This window comes from Candidatus Desulfofervidus auxilii (assembly GCA_030262725.1).
In the GTDB taxonomy this organism is placed as follows: domain Bacteria; phylum Desulfobacterota; class Desulfofervidia; order Desulfofervidales; family Desulfofervidaceae; genus JAJSZS01.
Map to the genome: position 1 here is coordinate 64210 of JAJSZS010000001.1, position 19614 is coordinate 83823.

Annotated in this window: 20 protein-coding genes; 10 read left to right on the plus strand and 10 right to left on the minus strand. The window is 32.0% G+C overall.

Annotated elements, in window-relative coordinates; all coding sequences use genetic code 11:
• Positions 1 to 4: 4 nt before the first annotated feature.
• The 4 genes from LWW95_00365 to LWW95_00380 are packed head-to-tail and all read left to right on the plus strand — an operon-like array spanning position 5 to position 4115.
• Complete coding sequence (locus LWW95_00365) at positions 5 to 499, plus strand: PocR ligand-binding domain-containing protein (protein ID MDL1955495.1); 495 nt, start codon at positions 5 to 7, stop codon at positions 497 to 499.
• The gene (locus LWW95_00370; GenBank protein ID MDL1955496.1) at positions 500 to 1780 is read left to right on the plus strand and encodes a B12-binding domain-containing radical SAM protein; all 1281 of its coding nucleotides are present in this window, start codon (positions 500 to 502) and stop codon (positions 1778 to 1780) included.
• Positions 1780 to 3129, plus strand: a complete 1350-nt coding sequence (locus LWW95_00375; protein ID MDL1955497.1) for a tetratricopeptide repeat protein — start codon at positions 1780 to 1782, stop codon at positions 3127 to 3129. Before LWW95_00370 ends, LWW95_00375 begins: the two co-directional genes overlap by 1 nt.
• A complete protein-coding gene (locus LWW95_00380; protein MDL1955498.1) occupies positions 3129 to 4115 on the plus strand; it encodes a thioredoxin family protein in 987 nt (328 codons plus the stop codon). Before LWW95_00375 ends, LWW95_00380 begins: the two co-directional genes overlap by 1 nt.
• On the opposite strand, the gene folD is transcribed toward LWW95_00380, so the two are convergent.
• The 10 genes from folD to LWW95_00430 all read right to left on the minus strand — a co-directional run bounded on the left by folD (position 4107) and on the right by LWW95_00430 (position 13976).
• Entirely contained in the window at positions 4107 to 4970 is an 864-nt protein-coding gene (folD, locus tag LWW95_00385) for a bifunctional methylenetetrahydrofolate dehydrogenase/methenyltetrahydrofolate cyclohydrolase FolD (GenBank protein ID MDL1955499.1), read from the minus strand. The two genes, LWW95_00380 and folD, sit on opposite strands and share 9 nt — an antisense overlap.
• The gene (rodA, locus tag LWW95_00390; GenBank protein MDL1955500.1) at positions 4961 to 6052 is read right to left on the minus strand and encodes a rod shape-determining protein RodA; all 1092 of its coding nucleotides are present in this window, start codon (positions 6050 to 6052) and stop codon (positions 4961 to 4963) included. The genes folD and rodA overlap by 10 nt, the downstream gene beginning before the upstream one ends.
• The gene (mrdA, locus tag LWW95_00395) at positions 6039 to 7838 is read right to left on the minus strand and encodes a penicillin-binding protein 2 (GenBank protein ID MDL1955501.1); all 1800 of its coding nucleotides are present in this window, start codon (positions 7836 to 7838) and stop codon (positions 6039 to 6041) included. Before mrdA ends, rodA begins: the two co-directional genes overlap by 14 nt.
• The gene (locus LWW95_00400) at positions 7828 to 8304 is read right to left on the minus strand and encodes a hypothetical protein (GenBank protein MDL1955502.1); all 477 of its coding nucleotides are present in this window, start codon (positions 8302 to 8304) and stop codon (positions 7828 to 7830) included. Before LWW95_00400 ends, mrdA begins: the two co-directional genes overlap by 11 nt.
• Positions 8297 to 9007: a rod shape-determining protein MreC gene (gene mreC, locus LWW95_00405; GenBank protein MDL1955503.1), complete on the minus strand. Its 711-nt coding sequence runs from the start codon at positions 9005 to 9007 to the stop codon at positions 8297 to 8299. The genes LWW95_00400 and mreC overlap by 8 nt, the downstream gene beginning before the upstream one ends.
• Positions 9008 to 9113: 106 nt before the next feature.
• Positions 9114 to 10148 (minus strand): rod shape-determining protein, encoded by a 1035-nt coding sequence (locus LWW95_00410; protein MDL1955504.1) that lies wholly within the window; start codon positions 10146 to 10148, stop codon positions 9114 to 9116.
• A gap of 47 nt (positions 10149 to 10195) precedes the next feature.
• Complete coding sequence (gpmI, locus tag LWW95_00415) at positions 10196 to 11728, minus strand: 2,3-bisphosphoglycerate-independent phosphoglycerate mutase (GenBank protein ID MDL1955505.1); 1533 nt, start codon at positions 11726 to 11728, stop codon at positions 10196 to 10198.
• Positions 11728 to 12084, minus strand: a complete 357-nt coding sequence (gene rsfS / locus LWW95_00420) for a ribosome silencing factor (protein ID MDL1955506.1) — start codon at positions 12082 to 12084, stop codon at positions 11728 to 11730. The genes gpmI and rsfS overlap by 1 nt, the downstream gene beginning before the upstream one ends.
• Positions 12068 to 12718: a nicotinate-nucleotide adenylyltransferase gene (gene nadD, locus LWW95_00425; GenBank protein ID MDL1955507.1), complete on the minus strand. Its 651-nt coding sequence runs from the start codon at positions 12716 to 12718 to the stop codon at positions 12068 to 12070. Before nadD ends, rsfS begins: the two co-directional genes overlap by 17 nt.
• Position 12719: 1 nt before the next feature.
• Positions 12720 to 13976, minus strand: a complete 1257-nt coding sequence (locus LWW95_00430; protein MDL1955508.1) for a glutamate-5-semialdehyde dehydrogenase — start codon at positions 13974 to 13976, stop codon at positions 12720 to 12722.
• Positions 13977 to 14133: 157 nt separating this feature from the next.
• Between LWW95_00430 and LWW95_00435 the strand changes: the two genes are divergently transcribed.
• From LWW95_00435 to atpD, 6 genes are read left to right on the plus strand one after another with little or no spacing between them, the layout of a single operon-like run.
• Positions 14134 to 14574: an ATP synthase F0 subunit B gene (locus tag LWW95_00435; GenBank protein MDL1955509.1), complete on the plus strand. Its 441-nt coding sequence runs from the start codon at positions 14134 to 14136 to the stop codon at positions 14572 to 14574.
• Positions 14567 to 15202 carry an ATP synthase F0 subunit B gene (locus tag LWW95_00440; protein MDL1955510.1) on the plus strand — a complete coding sequence of 212 codons (636 nt, stop codon included), beginning with the start codon at positions 14567 to 14569 and terminating at the stop codon, positions 15200 to 15202. Before LWW95_00435 ends, LWW95_00440 begins: the two co-directional genes overlap by 8 nt.
• A 2-nt stretch (positions 15203 to 15204) precedes the next feature.
• Complete coding sequence (locus LWW95_00445) at positions 15205 to 15756, plus strand: F0F1 ATP synthase subunit delta (GenBank protein MDL1955511.1); 552 nt, start codon at positions 15205 to 15207, stop codon at positions 15754 to 15756.
• Between the two features lie 2 nt (positions 15757 to 15758).
• A complete protein-coding gene (atpA, locus tag LWW95_00450; protein MDL1955512.1) occupies positions 15759 to 17282 on the plus strand; it encodes a F0F1 ATP synthase subunit alpha in 1524 nt (507 codons plus the stop codon).
• A gap of 10 nt (positions 17283 to 17292) precedes the next feature.
• Entirely contained in the window at positions 17293 to 18180 is an 888-nt protein-coding gene (atpG, locus tag LWW95_00455) for an ATP synthase F1 subunit gamma (protein MDL1955513.1), read from the plus strand.
• A gap of 27 nt (positions 18181 to 18207) precedes the next feature.
• On the plus strand, positions 18208 to 19614 hold the full coding sequence (atpD, locus tag LWW95_00460; protein MDL1955514.1) for a F0F1 ATP synthase subunit beta: 1407 nt from the start codon (positions 18208 to 18210) through the stop codon (positions 19612 to 19614).

Here is a 19614-nt window from a genome sequence, read left to right on the forward strand (position 1 = left end):
GAAGATGAAATTAACTGACATTTTACCAGTTGAAGAATGGCAAAAATTAGCAGAAGAAATTTTTAAAAAATTTGATATGAATGCTTCAGTAAATGATGAGGAAGGATTTATTATTCATCCTGCACCAGGTTGGGCTAATGAAATTTGTCCAAAGATTAAAGGAGGAGAAGAAACAAGAACAGTATGTGCTTCTGCACATCAATATTTGATGAAGATGGCTCAGGAAAAAAATGCTCCAGCAGAAGGAGAGTGTGATGTAGGTTTTACAAAATTTGTTGTTCCTATTTTTTATGAAGGAAAATTTTTAGGTACTGCAGGAGGATGTGGTTTTTTAATGGAAGGTAATGAATTAGATACATTTTATATTGCTAAACTGCTTCATCTTAGTGAAGATGAAGTAGAAAATATGGCAGCGAAAGTTAAAGTATTTTCTGAATCAGATTTAAAGGAAGCAATAGCATTTGTTGAAAAACGCATAAAGGAAATTTTAAGTAAATAAATGAGGATACTTCTTATTGAAGTAAATCCTTTTGCACCCCCAACTATACCTATCTCTTTAGGCTATATAGCAGCTTTTCTTAAAAAAGAAGGATTTGATGTAAAAATTCTTAATATTTCTCAAGAAGGGGAGTATTCTATTAAAAAATTAGGAAATTTTATTAAGGAATTTTCCCCTCAACTTGTTGGCTTTAGTACTTATCAACGCAATATTTTATTTGTTTTAGGTTTTGCCCGTTTTATCAAAGAAATTAATAAAGAAATAAAAATCGCCTTAGGCGGCCCTCAAATTACCTTTATGCCTAGTGAAGCTTTAAGAGAGATGCCTATGGTAGATTACCTCTGTCGTAGTGAAGGTGAGCTTAGTCTTTTAAGCATTGTCAAAGCAATAGCTGGTGGTAATCCTTTTAATGGTATACAAGGTGCAACATATCGGGTAGATGGAGAAATCAAAGAAGGTGAACCAATTAAAGGTTATGAAAATTTAGATAATTATCCCTCACCTCATCTTATGGATATTTTTGATTATAATCCAGTGGAAGAAGTAATTTTGATTACTTCAAGAGGATGTCCTTTTAATTGTGTTTTTTGCTACACACCTCAGGCATCTGGACATAAAATAAGATTTCATTCTATAGAAAGGGTGCTTGAAGAAATAAAATGGATAGTAAAAAAAGGGAAAAATCAGTTATGGTTTGCTGATCCAAATTTTTCTTTTAAAGGAGAAAGAGTTCATCAATTGCTTGAAGGGATTTTAAGAGAAGGACTCAAGGTAAAGATATGGTTAGAGACAAGAGTGGATTTAATTGATGAAGAAATGATTAAAAAGATGAAAAGAGCAGGGGTACATACAATTGCCTATGGACTTGAATCTGCTTCAGAGCGTATTTTAAAAATTATCAAAAAGAAAATTTCTATTGAACAGCTTGAGAAGGCTATTTTTCTTGCTCAAAAAAATGGGATTGAAGTTGAAGTCTTTTCTCTTTTTGCTCTGCCAGGTGAAACCTTTAAAGAAGCATTACAGACACTTGAATTTGTAAAGGCACATGGGATAAAAATTCAAGGCAATTCTAATGCACAGCAGATGCAACTTTATTTTGGTTCTCCCATTACAAATAATTATCAAAAATATGGTATCAAGCCTTTTTCAGAAAAAAGGCCATTATATATTTCTATTGGAGATAGATATGAAACAGAAACTATGTCTAGAGAAGAGATAGCTACTATAAAAAAACTTTGGAGAGAGCATTCTTTAGATAAAGGGAGGAGAATAGTTTCCTAATGCATATTGTCTATATAAAACTCAATACAGATTTTTCTATTTCTTCATTATTGCCTGAATTGGATATGTTTAACGAAATATATTTTTTTATTGAAGATTTTAAAAAAAATTTTCAAAAATTGCTTATTATTATCAAAGAGATAACAAATTTTTTAGAAAAATACTCCTTTTGCCAAATTCGTTTACATTTGGTTCATCCATACGAAGAAGGTCTAGAATCTTTTTATAATACAATTTATCAAATGCTTAATCCATTTAATTTAGAAGGTTATAGTCACCAGATTACTCCACGTTTAATGATTTTTCCAATAATTTTTTCCCCTCCATTTTCAAATACTTCACTTTTTTCCTTTTTAGAATCACATTTTATGCCACCTGGTGTAATTGTAAATAAAGGTGTAAAAGAAAAAATAAAAAATATTGAGAGAATTTTTATTATGTCTCATTCTGATTTTTTACTTTCTATTGCTTATCAAAATTTTTTGTTAAATCTTTTAGAAAATATGCGTTTATTGGGAGAAAATTGGTGCCTTTGTCCTAAGACAATAATTATTGATAAAGGGCAAATTTTTCCCTGTATACGTGCATATCAATTTAAATTGAAACATTTACCTAAAGGTCTTTGTTCTCAATGTCGTTATGAGCTCCTTAACATATTTTCAAATACATCACTTATAGGTAATGAAGAATTAGTAAACCTTCATTTCCGGCTAGGTCTTACTTGTTTTGAAAAGGAAGAAATAGAAATAGCTTCAAAACATTTTTATCAAGCTTTAAAATTTGTTCCTTCTGATGAAAAAGAAGATGTTTATTATTATCTTGGTCTATGTCAAGCACAACTTGGTGAATATGATTTAGCCATTGAATATTTAAAAAAAGCAAATATTCAGCATTACAATACTTATTTTTATCTAGGTTTTTCTTATTTTCAAAAAGGAAATTTCTTGAAAGCAAAAGAAAATTTAGAAATAGCTTTAAATTTCTTTCCACCATTAGAAGAAAAATTGATGATAGCACTCTATCTTGGCCATGTTTATAAAGAATTAAAGATGTATAAAGATGCTATTTTTTTACTTAAAGATATAGAGAAAAAAATACCTGTTAAAGAAATATATAATTTGATGGGTACATGTTATTTTAAACTTAATTCTTATGAAGAAGCTGTTTTTTGTTTTAAAAAGGCTATTTCTCTTGATCCTAATTCAGCCATTGATCATGCTAATCTTTGCTTGGCTTTAAAAGCATTAAATAAAAAAGAAGAAGCAAAATTTCATTGTGAAAAAGCACTATCTCTTGATCCAACTATTGAATTTGCTTATAAAGCATTAAATGAATTGAAGGAGATATAATGTTTTTAGAAACAGCTATTTCTGATTTAAAAAAGCTTTCTGGGAAAAAAATAAAAATATATTTAATTAATAATCAGCAATCAGAAATATCTTTAAAATTAAAAGATTTTACTTTATTTTTAAAAGAACATTTGCCAGATATAAAAATAGAAATCAAAAAAGAAATTTTACCAGCATATCCTGCAATTAAATTAACTGATGAAAAAGAAAAAATACAAATTTATTACATGGCTATACCTGAAGGAGGAGAATGGTTGCCTTTTTTAAAAGCTTTAGAAGCAATAACAACAGGAAAAAGTTTTTTAAATCAAAAAGAACTTGAAAGAATAAAAAATATTAAAAAATCTATAGAAATTAAGGTATTTATTACTCCTATCTGTCCTTTTTGCCCTTTAGTGGTAGAAAAAGCTAATCAATTAGCAATAGCACATTCATCTATAAAAACATTTGTTATAGACAGTAATTTTTATTCTGATTTGGCTAAGCAATATAAAGTCACTGCATCACCTACAGTGGTTATTAATAAGGATTATTTTTTAGTAGGTACAGAGGCAAGGGAAAAATTAATAGATTTTTTAGAAAAGGCTAACCAAATAATGTATGATGCTGAAGTATTAAAGTCTTTGTTAAAACAAGCACAGGCAGATCGTGTCATAGAGCTTTGTCAAAAGGATGAAAAATATTTATATAATTTATTAAGTTTATTAAAAGCACCAGAACTCTTTACAAGGATTGGTGTAATGAGGGTTTTAGAAGAATTGGCAGAAAAAAGAGAAATTAAAGAAAAAATTTTGCCTTCAATAATAGCAATGTTAGATACAAAAGAAGAAAGAGATAAAGGAGATATTCTTTTTTTATTAGGATTAATTGGTAACTTAGAAGTTGTGCCAATCATTCAAAAAATAGCTGAAAATGCCTCTCCTGTAATTAAGGAGATTGCGCTTGAAGCGATTGAGCAAATAAAAGAAAGAGAAACTTTACATTAAGCCATATCTTTTTTTATAAGCTAATAATGTATTTTTAAGAAGCATAGCTACAGTCATCGGTCCAACTCCCCCTGGTACAGGTGTAATAGCCGCTACTTTAGATGAAACATCTTCAAAATCTACATCTCCACATAGTCCTTTTTCTGTGCGATGTATGCCTACATCAATAACTATTGTCCCTTTTTTTACCATATTTTGTTTAATAAAACGTGGTTTACCAATTGCTACAATAAGGATATCTGCCCTTAAAGTATGAAAAAGAAGGTCTTTAGTAGCAGTATGGCAGACAGTAACTGTAGCATTGCCTGTATTTTTTTGCATGAGTAAAGCTGCTAATGGTTTACCAACGATATTGCTTCTGCCAAGAATAACTACTTCTTTACCTCTTGTCTCAATGCCTGCACGACAAAGTAATTCCCATATACCAGCTGGAGTACATGGTATAAAGCTAGGTTCACCTATTAATAAGCGGCCTAGATTATAAGGGTGAAAACCATCGGCATCTTTCTCTGGGTTAATAGTTTCAATAATTGCTCTTTCTGAAATAGAAGGTGGTAATGGAAGTTGCACTAAAAATGCATCTACTGTTTCTTTATGATTTAATTGATTAATAAGTTCACATAATTTTTCTTGAGAAGTATCTTCAGAAAGATGATATAATTCAAATTCTATTCCAATCTCTTTACATGCTTTTTCTTTAGCCCTTATATAACTAGCTGAAGCAGGGTGTTCCCCTACCCAAATAACAGCTAGACAAGGAGCTCTCTTAATTTTTATTTTGAGACTTTCAATTTCTTCAGCTAATTCTTGTCGTATTTTTGAAGCAATTTCTTTACCACTAATGATTATAGCCATTTCCCCCTCCTATCAATATTTATCAAAATACCCACTCCAATAAAGTTAATAAGTGTAGAAGAACCTCCATAACTCATAAATGGTAAAGGAATACCTACTACTGGAAGTAGCCCTAATGCCATAAAGATATTGATAACTATCTCCCAGAAAAACATACTGATAATACCTGCTGCTAATAAAAAAGTAAATGAATGGCAGGCATTTTCTGAAATTTTTATTCCTGTAAGAATAAGAAGGAGATAAAATACTAGCAAAAACATACATCCTATAAATCCCCATTCTTCAGCAAATACCGAAAAAATAAAATCCGTATAATGTTCTGGTAAAAATCTCAATTTATTTTGAGTTCCTTTTAAAAATCCCTTTCCCCAAAATTGTCCTGAACCTATAGCAATCTTTGTTTGTTTTATATGATAGCCAATTCCAAGTGGATCTTTTTGAGGGGAGAGAAATCCTAATATTCTTGCTTTTTGATAATCTTTTAATCCAAATTGCCAAAAAACAGGTAATAGAGCGAAACTGACTATAATAGCACCAATAATAATTTTATGATTTACTTTACTTAAAAAACACATAGTTCCAAAAATAATTAAAAGAAAAAGAGCAGTTCCTAAATCAGGTTCTAAAATAATAAGAAAAGCAGGCAATAATGTTAAAATTAGCATTTTTAAAAATACTTTTAAATTTTGAATTTCTATGTCTGTTTCTGCTAAATAACGGGCAAGAACAATGATTAATGTTAATTTAGCCAGTTCTGAAGGTTGAAAAGAAATAGGACCAAATCCTAGCCATCTTTTTGCTCCCATAAGTGGTGAGGCAATTATAAGCACAAGAAGTAAAAGAAAAAGATTAAAGATATAAATTGGGTAAGCATAAATATAAAGACGACGACAATCTATTTTTGTTATAAGCCATAAAATGAAAAAACCTAAACAGACCCAAATGATTTGTTTTATAAAAAGAGTTTTTGTTTCTAAATAACTTGTAGCACTATAAAGATTAAACAGTCCAATAATTGATAAGATAAATACAATAAACCACAATTGTCCAGAAAGTGTAAGAAAAAATCTAATTTTTTCCATATAAATATGCCTCTATTAAATCTCTAGCTAAAGGTGCTGCAGTTATACCACCTTTTCCACCATGTTCAATTAAAACTACTATTACAATTTTGGGATTTTTAGCAGGTGCAAAACCAGCAAACCAAGCATGGTCTTCAATAGAAAGTTTATTTTTGGTATTAATAGAAACTAATTGTGCAGTTCCTGTTTTACCAGCAATAGTTACTAAATGAGAACGGGCATGGTAACCTGTACCAGAAGGATGATTCATAACACCAATCATAGCATCTCTAATAATTTTTAAATTTTTTGCTGAAATAGGTAACTTACATTTTATTTCAGGTTTTATTTCTTTTATAATTTCTCCCCTTACTGAAACTATCTTTTTAACTATTTTTGGTTTATAAATATATCCTCCATTGGCTATTGCTGCAAAAAATTGAGCAAGCTGGAGAGGTGTAGCTAAGAATGCTCCCTGTCCTATGGACATATTTAAGGTTTCTCCTTCTGGCCATCTTGTTTTTTTAGTCTTCCAATACCAAGTGGGATTAGGTACTAATCCTTTAGCCTCTTTTATTTCAATACCTGTAAGTTTTCCAAATCCACATTTATAAGCATACTGTGCTAATCTTTCTGCTCCTAACCAAAGACCTAATTGATAAAAAAATACATCACAAGATTGAATAATTGCCCGCTTTACATCCATCCAACCATGTCCTATTTTTTTCCAGCAATGGAATACACGATTGCCAAGTGGAAATCTTCCAGAACAATAAATTTTAGTTCTTGGAGAAATTACTTTTTCTTCTAAAGCAGCAATAGCTGTTACTATTTTTAAGAGTGATCCTGGTGGATAAAGTCCAGCTGTAACTCGATTTTCTAAAGGATGGCCAGGATGTTTTTTAATTTTATTCCATGTTTTTTCATCCATACCTTGAACAAAAAGATTTGGGTCATAACTAGGGCTACTAGCAGAAATTAAAATCTCTCCTGTAAATGGGTCAAGAGCCACAATGGCTCCTTTTTTTCTTTTTAGTAAAATTTCAGCTTTTTTTTGAAGATTTGCATCCAAAGTAAGATATAGATTATTACCAGGTTCTGGTGAAATTTCTTTCAAAGTGCGAATAATACGTCCAAGTGCATCTACTTCTAAATAACGTTTCCCTTTTTTACCAGCTAAATTTTTTTCATAGCTTTTTTCTAAACCACTTTGACCAACAAAATCTGTAGGTTCGGCATCAGGCAATGTTTTTAATTGTTTTGGGGTAATAAGACTTACATAACCAAGAAGATGAGATGCGAGAATTCCATTTGGATAAAATCTTAAAGGAATAACAGTAATTTTTAAAGCTGGGAAAAAATAAGAGCGTGTTTCAATAATAGCTACCTCTTTCCAAGAAAGTCCTTTTTTTAAATAAACAGGACTCAAGGGATATTTTAGTTCTTTTTTAATTAATTTTAGTACTTCTGAGCAATCTTTTTGAAGAATAGAGGAAAGGAAAGAGGCATATAATTTAAGCATTTTTTTATTTTTAGGTAACTTTTGAGGATAAAGTAAAAGACAAAAACTTGGGCGATTTGTCGCAAGAATAATGCCATTTCTATCATAAATGATGCCTCTTGCTGCTGGGATAGATTCTATTTCTAAGCGATTTTTTTCAGCTAAAAAGGCATATTCCCTTCCTCGAGCAAGTTGCAAATAAGCAAGTCTTATTCCAATAACAGCTAAAAGACAAAAAACTATTAGACGAAAATGAATAAGACGTTTTTGCCATTTTTTTAAAATTCTATTTTGATTAACTGGCATCAGAAAATAATATATCGTAAACTTTAAAAACAATTGGAGCAAGAAGAGTAGTAGTAAAAATAAATATGATAATTTCTTTAAATGTTTCTTGCAAATTTAATTCAAAGATTAAAGACCATATATATTGCCAACCTTTTAAAAATAACATGCCTATAAAAACAAAAATAGTCTGAGTAGAAATTTTAAGCCAAATGATTTTTTCTTTTATTTTAAAACCCCACCATCTAAGACATAAAAATCCACTAAGATAAATACCTAAGAGATTTCCCTTATAAACATCAAGTATTGCTCCCCAAAACGCTATAGGTAAAAAAGTGGGTGAGGAAAAAGCTATATAAAAAATATTGAGCAAAAATATAAGAAAACATAAATAAGTAAAAGAATTTTTAGCAGGAAATAAAGATAAAAAAAACCATATACTAGGTAATAACCAAAAAATTAAAAAATGTTTTTTAAATTTACTCATGATTAAGTTTTTGAGGTAATTTTAATAAAACAATTAATTCTTCTAATCGTTGAAAATCAACTGATGTTTGTAACTCAATTTCTTTAAAGAGACTAGGAATTGGTTCAGAGATATGTATAACTTGACCAACAGGAATACCCTTTGGGAAAATACCATCTAGTCCAGAAGTGATAAAAAGATCACCTATTTTTACATCTTCTTCTTTTGGTATATATTTAATTTTTCCTCTGTTCATACCAGTTCCTAAAAAGATACCATGGATTCTAGTTCTTTGTGACATTACCTCTACTCTACTATTACTATCAATAATGGTTAAAACTTTGGCATAATGAGGAGAAAGAGCAACTACCTGTCCAACAATTCCTTTAATACTTATTACTGGTGAATGTAATTTTACACCATCTTTTTTGCCTTTATCTAAAAAAATAATCTTTGGATTAAACTGAGGGGCATAAGCAATTACTCTAGCTCCTGTTGATGGATAAGGTAATTCTTTTTTTAAACCTAAAAGTTTTTCTAATCTTTGATTTTTATGAAGTAATTCTTCACACCATATTTGCTTTGCTTCCAAAGTTTGAAGCTTTTTTTTTAACAGTTGATTTTCTTCTTTAATTTTTTTAATATTCAAATAAGTTTGTTTTATTTCTTCCAAAGAATGCCAAGCATAAGTTATTCCTTTAGAGAATGGAGCTGATATTTCCATTAAAATTTTGGTTAAAAAATGCCATCGTGTATCTAAAATAAACAATACAAAAAAAAGAAAAAAAAGACCTATTCCTTTTTTTCTTTTTAAGATAAAAGAAAAAATTTTATGTAATTGCAACTTCCCTTAAGATATCAATATTTTCTAAAGCTTTTCCTGCACCCAAAACAACAGTAGAAAGAGGGTCTTCAGCAATAAAGACAGGCAATTGTGTTTTTTCCCGTAATAATTTATCCATACCTCTTAATAATGCACCACCTCCAGTAAGCATAATTCCCTGATCCACAATATCTGCTGCTAATTGAGGAGGTGTTTGTTCTAAAGCATCTTTTACAACACTTACAATAATTTCAATTTGCTCTTGTATAGCTGACCTCACTTCACTAGAACTAATAGTTAAAGTATGCGGTATACCACTAATAAGATTTCTCCCTTTTATTTCTATTGTTCTTTCTTCATCCTCTGGAAATGCTGTGCCAATATTAATCTTTACTTGTTCAGCAGTATGTTCTCCAATAAGCAGATTATATTTATGCTTGACATATTGAACAATAGCTTCATCCATTTTATTTCCAGCTACTCTAACAGATTTACTATAAACAACCCCTGCTAATGAAATTACAGCTACTTCTGTTGTACCACCACCAATATCTACTACCATATTGGCTTTTGGTTCAGTAATAGGTAATCCAGCTCCAATAGCTGCAGCCATTGGTTCTTCTACTAAATATACCTCTCTTGCACCAGCCAATTCAGCAGCTTCCTTAACTGCTCGTTTTTCTACTTCTGTAATTCCTGATGGAATGGCAATTACAACTCGTGGGCGAATAAGACTACGCCGATTATGCACTTTACGAATAAAAAAACGAAGCATTTCTTGTGCTACTTCAAAATCAGCAATAACTCCATCCTTTAAAGGTCTTATAGCCAAAATATTACCTGGTGTTTTTCCTAACATAGATTTAGCTTCTTTACCCACAGCTAATACTTTATTATTGCCTCGATTATCCTTTTTTACAGCTACTACTGAAGGTTCATTTAAAACAATGCCTTTCCCTTTTACATAAACAAGTGTGTTAGCAGTACCTAAATCCAAAGCCAAATCATCTGAAAACCATCCTACTATATAATCTAAAATCATCTTTTTCTCCTTTTTCTTTCTAAGAAATGCTAGCAGAATTGTTTATTTTAATCAACTACTAAACACCTTCCAGTCATTTCTTGTGGGATTGAACAACCGATTAAATGGAGGATGGTTGGAGCAACATCTCCTAAGATGCCTGATTTTAATTTTATTTTTGGAACAGGATCCTTTACAATAATAAAAGGTACAGGATTTAATGTATGAGCAGTATGTGGCTGTCCAGTTTCATCATCTATCATTTCTTCAGCATTTCCATGATCTGCTGTAACAAAAGCAATACCATTTTGTCTTTTTATTTCATTAAGAATTTCTCCAAGACATTTATCTACTGTTTCACAAGCCTTAATAGCTGCTTCTAAAACTCCTGTATGTCCTACCATATCTCCATTAGCAAAATTTAATACAATGAATTGATATTTTTTTGTTTTTAAACGTTTAATGAATTCAACCGTTACTTCAGGTGCACTCATCTCTGGCTTTAAATCATAAGTAGGTACTTCTTTTGGTGAAGGGATAAGACAACGTTCTTCTCCTGGGAAGGGTTTTTCCTTACCTCCATTGAAAAAATATGTAACATGAGCATATTTTTCTGTTTCAGCAATTCTTAATTGTTTCCATCCCTGCTGGCTAATAACTTCTCCCAAAATATTCTTCAAATTCTCAGGTGGAAAAGCAACAGGTAAATTAAATTTAATATCATATTCTGTCATACAGACAAAATAATTTAAAAATGGCCATTTTTGTCGCGGGAAATAAGAAAAATCTTTAGAAGTTAAAGCACGAGTGATTTCTCTTACTCGATCTGCTCTAAAATTAAAAACAATCACTACATCATTATCATCAATAGTAGCTATTGGTTCCTTATTATCTGAAATAATTACTGTTGGTTTTATAAATTCATCTGTTTCTCCACGCTCATATGCATTTTTTACTGCTTCTATAGCACTTTTTGCTAAAAATCCTTTTCCTAATACTATTGCTTCATAAGCCAATTTTATTCTTTCCCAACGATTATCTCTATCCATAGCATAATAACGCCCTGAAACAGTAGCAATTTTCCCTACTCCTATATTCTTAATATTTTCCTCTACATCTTCAATATATTTTAAAGCACTTTTCGGTGGAGTGTCTCTACCGTCTGTGAAAGCATGAATAAATACTTGATTTACCCCTTTTTCTTTTGCCAATTTGCATAGAGCATAAAGATGATCTAACGAACTATGTACTTGCCCATCAGAAACAAGTCCTAAAAGATGAAGTTTTTTTCCTTTTGCCCTTGCCATAGCTTCTAACAAAATCTTATTTTTAAAAAAATTGCCATCTTTAATAGCTTTACTAATACGAGTAACATCCTGATAAACAATTCTTCCAGCCCCTAAATTAAGGTGACCTACTTCAGAATTGCCCATTACTCCTTCTGGTAGACCTACTGCTTCACCATGTGCTTTAAGTGTTGTCCAAGGGTAAGTAGCCATTAAATAATCCATCACAGGTGTATTGGCAAGAGCTACAGCATTTCCTTTTTTTTTAGGATTTAACCCCCAACCATCTAAAATAATAAGAACAACAGGTCCCATTATAAATCCTCTTTTAAATTATATCTTTCTTCCCAGTTTATTCTCGGAGCATCTACCCAAAGACCTTCAAGGTCATAATATTTTCTTACAGGTTCAAAGAAAATATGAATAACTAATTCATCAAAGTCTAAAAGCACCCAATGACCTTGAGCAAAACCTTCTATACCTAATGGTTTATGTCCTTTTTCCTCCATTTTTTTCAAAATTTCTTCAGCAATAGCTTGACTATGCCTATCTGAATTAGCACTCATAATCATAAAATAATCAGCAATATTAGAAAGACCACGCAAATCAAGCAAAACAATTTCAGTAGCCTTTTTTGAAAGAGCTGCTTTTAAACTAATCACATTTTTCATTTCTCCCTCGATAAAGTCCATAAGCATAAATATACTCCTCTACGCTGCTAGGAACAAGGTAACGAATAGATTTTTTCTCCCGAATTAAACGTCTGATGTGAGTTGCTGAAATATTTAAAGAAGATATTGGACAATAATATACAATCTTTCCTGTAGGAAGGTAAAAGCAATTTTTTTCTATTTTAATCTTAGAAAAAAAATAGTTTAAGGTTTCTATCATATATTTTTTAGGAGCTTTACGTGGGATAACAATAAAATGAGTAAGCTGAAAGAGCTTCTCTGGTGTTTTCCAAGTTTTAATACCTAAAAAGGCATCTAGACCAATAATAAAAAACATTTCAATATCTTTTTTTTCACTAATAAGGATTTCTAAAGTATCTACTGTATAAGACTTTCCTGCCCTTTTTCCTTCTATATCTGAAACAAAAAAATAAGGATTATTTGCAATAGCTTTCTTTACCATCTCATATCGGTGAGAAAAATCTACCAATTCTGTTAAAGGTCGATGGGGTGGTATACTAGCAGGTATAAATAAAATTTTATCCAAATTTAATTTTTCTCTAACTTCTTCTGCTGCTCGCAGGTGTCCAACATGAATAGGATTAAAAGTACCCCCAAAAATTCCTAACTTCACTTTAAGTTCTTATCTGTCCCTGTCCAAATACAATAAATTTAGTTGTTGTCAATTCTTCAAGCCCCATTGGCCCATAGGCATGAAGTTTTGAAGTACTAATTCCAATTTCTGCTCCAAGCCCAAGTTGATTACCATCATTAAATCTAGTAGAAGCATTTACCAATACTACTGATGCATCCACTCTTTCTAAAAATTCCCAAGCCCTAGCGTAATCTTCAGTAATAATAGCTTCAGTATGATTTGAACCATAACGGGAAATGTGCGCTATAGCTTCTTCCATGCTTGTTACTACTTTTACTGCTAAAATTAAATCTAAATATTCAGCTGGCCAATCTTCTTCTTTAGCAGGTTTTGCTGAAGGGAAAATAGTACAAGTTTTGGGACATCCTCGAATCTCTACTCCTGCTTCAGAAAAACGTTTTAACATTACTGGTAAAAACTTCTCTGCTATACTTTCATGTACAAGCATAGTTTCCATTGCATTACATACACCAGGTCTTTGTACTTTAGCATTAAAACAAATCTCTTCTGCTTTTTTCAAATCAGCTTTATCATCTACATATACATGACATACTCCTTTATAATGTTTAAGCACAGGTATCTTAGCATGTTCTGTCACAAATCTAATAAGTCCTTCTCCTCCACGTGGAATAATTAAATCGATATAATTTTCCATTTCAAGTAATACTAAAATAGCTTCTCTATCAGTAATAGGAACAACTTGAATTGCCGCTTCTGGTAAACCTAATTTTTTTAAAGCATCACTCATAATTTTACCTAAACACAAATTTGAATTAATAGCTTCAGAACCACCTCTTAAAATAACAGTATTACCTGCTTTTAGACATAAAGCCGCTGCTTCAATTGTTGCATCAGGCCGAGCTTCATATACCATAGCAATCACACCTAAAGGAATACGCATTTTCCCTACTTTTAATCCATTTGGACGTTGCCACATTTTAACAATATTACCTACTGGATCAGGGAGAGCAATAACCTCTTTTAAATTGTTAATCATACCTTCTATTCTTTTTTCATTAAGTGTAAGACGATCAATCATTGCTTTAGAAAGTCCTTTTTCTTTTGCAAAGCTTATGTCTTTGGCATTAGCTTCTAATAAATTAGACATATTGGTTTTTAATCCTTGAGCAATTTCTTCTAAAACAGCATTTTTTATATTTGTATTAGCTCTTGCTAATATTTCAGCTGCTTTTTTAGATGCTTTTGCCATCTGCAAAATTTTTTCCCTTATTTCCATCTCTACCTCCAATTTTTAATACTGACAGGGAAATTAACACAAGGAAACAAAATAAGCAAGAGAGTTAAATAATTAAAATTTTTTAAAAAAAACCTTTGACAAATATTTTAAAATGTTGTAAAAGAACACAGATTAATTCTAAGGAAGGGGTAGAGCTGTGATTAGTGTAAGTGTTGATAAGTCATGTTTAATTCATTTGGTAAATTTTGTTATTCTTATTTTTATTTTAAATGCTCTTCTTTATAAACCAATTCGAGAAGCTATACGTCAGAGAAAACAAAGATTTGAAAAAGATCAAGAAGAAATATCTCGTTTAGAAGCGGAGAGTGAGAAGAAGTTAAAGGAGTTTGAAATAGCCCTTGAAGAGGCTAGAAAAAATGGTATGGCTCAAAGAGAAAGTATTGTGAAAGCAGCTCATCAGGAAGAAAAAAGTCTGTTAGATAAAATTAGGAAAGAAATGGAGGAATATTTAGAGAAAGTAAAAGCTGAGGTTAGTAAAGATATGCAAGAGGCAAGAGAAAGATTAAAAGGTGAAATAAAAGCCATTTCTGCAGATATAGCACAGAAGATTTTAGGGAGGCCAGTAAATTATGAATAGTTTAAAAATAATTTCAATTATTTTTATCAGTTTGATTTTTTTAACAGGAATGGCTTTTGTAGGGTATTGTGTAACAGAGCATGAAACTCATGCTGTCCATGAAACCCATGAAGCACATGAAGAGCATCCACATGCTGAACATCATTATGGTAAAAGTCAATTAATAGATTTACTTAAAAGGGCTGTTAATTTTGCCATTTTTGTTGTAATTATTTATTTAGCGGCAGCTAAACCTGTAAGTAAGTCGTTAAGAGCAAGAGAGGAAGAAATTAAGAAAACTTTGGATGAATTGGAAAGGGCAAAACAAGCAGCTCATCAGAAATATTTGGAATATGAAGCAAAATTGGCTCAATTAGATAAAGAGAAAGAAAAAATTATTCAAGAATTTATTTCTTTAGGAGAATCAGAAAAACAAAAAATTTTAGAAACTGCAGAAAAAATGGCGCAACAGATTAAAGAAGCAGCTAAACGAACAGCTGAACATGAGGCTAAAGCGGCAAAGGAACATTTGAGAGCAGAAGTGGCAGAGATGGCTACTAAAATGGCTGAAGAGATTATAAGAAAGAATTTTAAACCTGAAGATCAGAAAAAACTTATTGAAGAATATTTATCTAAAATAGGAGGGTAACTTTGATTGGCAAAGGCATTGCTCGGCGTTATGCAACAGCTCTTTTTAAAGTAGGTGTTGAAGATGGGCAAGCAGAAAAATATGCTGAAGAGTTAAAGACATTTAATGACTTTTTAGAGGGAGATAAAGAAATAAAATTTTATTTGATTACACCTCTTGTTGAAAGAACATTACAGCGTCAGGTATTAGATACTCTTTTAGAAAAGATGAATTTATCTGAAATAATGAAACGATTTATTCTTTTACTTTTTGATAAAAAGAGATTGGCAGCACTTCAAGATATTTATGAATATTATAATAATCTTTTAGATGAATATAGAGGAATTTGTCGAGCAGAAATAATTTCAGCAGTACCACTTTCTGAAGAAATGGTGGAAAGGATTAAAGAAAGATTAAAAGAATTTACAGGGAAAAAAGAAGTGGTTTTGGAAGTAAAAGAAGATCCAAGTTTAATTGGTGGTATTATAACAAAAATAGGAGATATTATTTATGATGGTAGTATAAGAACACAATTAAATATTTTAAAAGAAAATTTAAAGAGAGGTGAGGTATAAAGATGCAGATAAGAGCAGAAGAAATTAGCCAAATTATTAAACAACAAATTAAAGGTTTTGAAAAAGAAATTGATGTTAGTGAAACTGGTATTGTAATTTCTGTTGGTGATGGAATTGCACGTGTTTATGGTTTGGAAAACTGTGAATCTATGGAATTGATTGAATTTCCTGGTGGAATTTATGGGATTGCTTTAAATCTTGAAGAAGATAATGTTGGTATAGCTATTATGGGTGATGATACACATATTAAAGAGGGAGATATTGTTAAACGTACTGGTAGGATTGCTCAGATTCCTGTTGGTGAAGCAGTTCTTGGACGTGTAATTGATCCAGTAGGTAGACCTTTAGATGGTAAAGGCCCAATTGAAGCTAAAGAATACCGCCGTATTGAAATGAAAGCACCTGGAGTAGTTGACAGACAGCCTGTTTGTGAGCCTTGTTATACAGGGCTTAAGGCTATTGATGCTATGACACCTATTGGAAGGGGGCAACGTGAATTAATTATTGGTGACCGTCAGATTGGAAAAACTGCAATACTTATAGATGCGATTTTAGCTCAAAAAGAAACAGATGTTTATTGTATTTATGTAGCTATTGGTCAAAAAAGAGCTACAGTAGCTATGATTATAGATACACTTCGTAAATATGGAGCAATGGAATATACTACTGTAGTTTCTGCTACTGCTAGTGATCCAGCTACATTGCAATATATTGCTCCATATTCTGGTTGTGCAATTGGTGAATATTTTAGAGATACAGGAAGACATGCTTTAATCCTTTATGATGATTTAACAAAACAGGCATGGGCATATCGTCAAGTTTCCCTTCTATTAAGAAGACCACCTGGTCGTGAGGCTTATCCAGGAGATATTTTCTTTAATCATTCTCGTTTATTAGAGCGTGCTGCTAAATTAAGTGATGAAAAAGGTGCAGGTTCTTTAACTGCTCTGCCTGTTATAGAAACTCAACAAGGTGACGTATCTGCTTATATCCCAACAAATGTTATTTCTATTACGGATGGACAGGTTTATTTAGAACCAGGTCTTTTCTTTGCTGGTATTCGTCCAGCAATTAATGTTGGTCTTTCAGTATCAAGAGTTGGAGGTGCTGCTCAAATTAAGGCTATGAAACAGGTAGCTGGTAGTTTGCGTTTGGATTTAGCACAATATAGAGAATTAGCTGCTTTTGCACAATTTGGAAGTGAATTGGATAAAGCAACACAAAGACAATTAGAAAGAGGTGCTAGATTAGTAGAAATTTTAAAACAGCCTCAATATCAGCCATTACCAGTTGAAAAGCAAGTAACAATTATCTATGCAGGTGTTAGAGGATATTTGGATGAGTTTCCAGTAGAAGTATTAAGAGAATATGAAGAAGAACTTTACAAATTTGTAGAGTCAAAATATCCACAAATTTTTAAGAATATTCGTGAGAAAAAAGAAATAGACAAAGAAACAGATGAATTAATGAAGAAAGCTATAACAGAATTTAATGCTGAGTTTAAGAGAGCTAAAGGTCTCTCTTAAGGAGGGATAAATGCCAGCCTTAAGAGATATAAGAAGAAAGATACAGGCGGTTAAAAAGACAGAACAGATTACACGTGCAATGAATATGGTGGCAGCAGCAAAATTGCGGAAAGTGCAATTGCGGATGGAAGGTTTTAGGGTTTATGCCAGCAAATATCAAGAAGTGATCAGTAGATTAGCAGCTATTAGTGGGCTTGAAGAGGGTGCTTTTCCTCTTTTGCAAAAAAGAGAAGAAATAAAGTCTATCCATTTAGTAATATTAACAGCAGATAGAGGTTTATGTGGAGCTTTTAATGCGAATTTAATTGCAAGAGCAGAAAAATTTATTAAAGAAGTTAGAGAAAAAGGGCAAAATATTATTTTAACAGTTTTTGGACGTCGTGGGGTAAGCTTTTTTAACAGATACTATCGTGATATTGTGAAAAAGACTTATGAAGATGTAGTTGGTAAAGTAGATTATACATTTGTTGTTAGAATGGCACGTGAATTATCAACTTCTTTTCTTTCAGGCGAAGTAGATGAAATATATTTACTTTATGCTAAATTTGTTAGTATGATAAAACAAGAGCCTACGATAGAAAGGCTTTTACCCATTGTTCCGGAGGGTGTTTCAGAAAAAGCTGTTGAAGTAGAATATATTTATGAACCTAAAGCAGTTGAAATATTGCAAGAAATTTTACCTAAAAACATTAACATACAATTATATAGCCGCATTTTAGAAAATGAGGTTTCAGAACATGCTTCTAGAATGAGGGCTATGGATAATGCAACAAACAATTGTAGAGAGATGGTACAACAATTAACATTAGTTTATAATAAGGCAAGGCAAGCAAGTATTACTAAAGAATTGATGGATATTGTTGGTGGTGCAGAAGCCCTCCGGGGCAGGGGTGGATAAAGAAAAAAATAATGGGAGGTTTAAAATATGAATATTGGTAAAATTGTTCAAGTTATTGGAAATGTAGTAGATGTTAGATTTGAAGAAGGAAAGGTTCCCAAATTGCTTACTGCTTTAACTGTAACAAATCCAACTATAGATGATACAGAAGATAATTTAGTATTAGAGGTAGTACAACATTTGGGGGATAATGTAGTACGTTGTATTGCTATGGATTATACAGATGGGCTTAGACGTGGTATGCCTGTAAAGGACACAGGTAATCCTATTATGGTGCCTGTAGGAAAGGAAGTATTAGGGCGTGTTATTAATGTGGTTGGAAAGCCTGTGGATGGTATGGGGCCTATTCAGGCAAAGGAATATTATCCTCTTCATAGAGGTGCTCCAGCATTGGTAGAACAGGAAGTTACAATTAAGCTTTTAGAAACAGGCTTAAAAGTAGTTGATTTGTTAGTACCTTTCCCTCGTGGTGGTAAGATGGCAATGTTTGGTGGGGCAGGGGTAGGTAAGACAGTTGTTATGCTTGAAATGATGCATAATGTTGCTTTGGAGCATGGTGGTATTTCTGTATTTTGTGGTGCAGGAGAAAGAACAAGAGAGGGAAATGACCTTTATCTTGAAGTAAAAAGTTCAGGAGTTATTGAAAAGGCAGCTTTAGTTTATGGTCAGATGACAGAGCCTCCAGGGGCTAGGGCAAGGATAGCACATACAGCTATGAGTATTGCAGAATATTTTAGAGATCAAGGAATGGATGTGCTTTTCTTTATTGATAATATCTATCGATTTATTCAAGCTTGTTCAGAAGTTTCAGCTCTATTAGGCAGAATGCCTTCAGCAGTAGGTTATCAGCCAACATTGGCTGAAGACTTAGGTAGATTAGAAGAACGTATTACAACTACCACTAAAGGCTCTATTACATCTGTGCAGTGTGTGTATGTTCCAGCAGATGACCTTACTGATCCAGGGCCTGCAACAACATTCTCTCATTTAGATGGAACAGTTGTTCTTTCAAGGCAAATTGCTGAGTTAGGAATTTATCCTGCTGTTGATCCTCTTGATTCTACTTCTAAGATTTTAGACCCACATGTTTTAGGAGTAGAACACTATACAGTAGCTCGTGAAGTTCAAAGAGTATTGCAGAAGTATAAAGATTTGCAAGATATTATTGCAATTCTTGGTATGGAAGAACTTTCTGAAGAAGATAAGCTTACTGTTGCTAGAGCAAGAAAAATTCAAAGATTTCTTTCTCAGCCATTCCATGTGGCTGAACAATTTACTGGTCGTCCAGGTGTTTATGTGAAGATTGAGGAAACAATTAAAGGATTTAAGGAAATTCTTGAAGGAAGACATGATGATTTACCAGAGCAGGCTTTTTATATGGTAGGCCCAATTGAAGAAGCTGTAGAAAAGGCTAAGAAATTGGCAGCTGCTTAA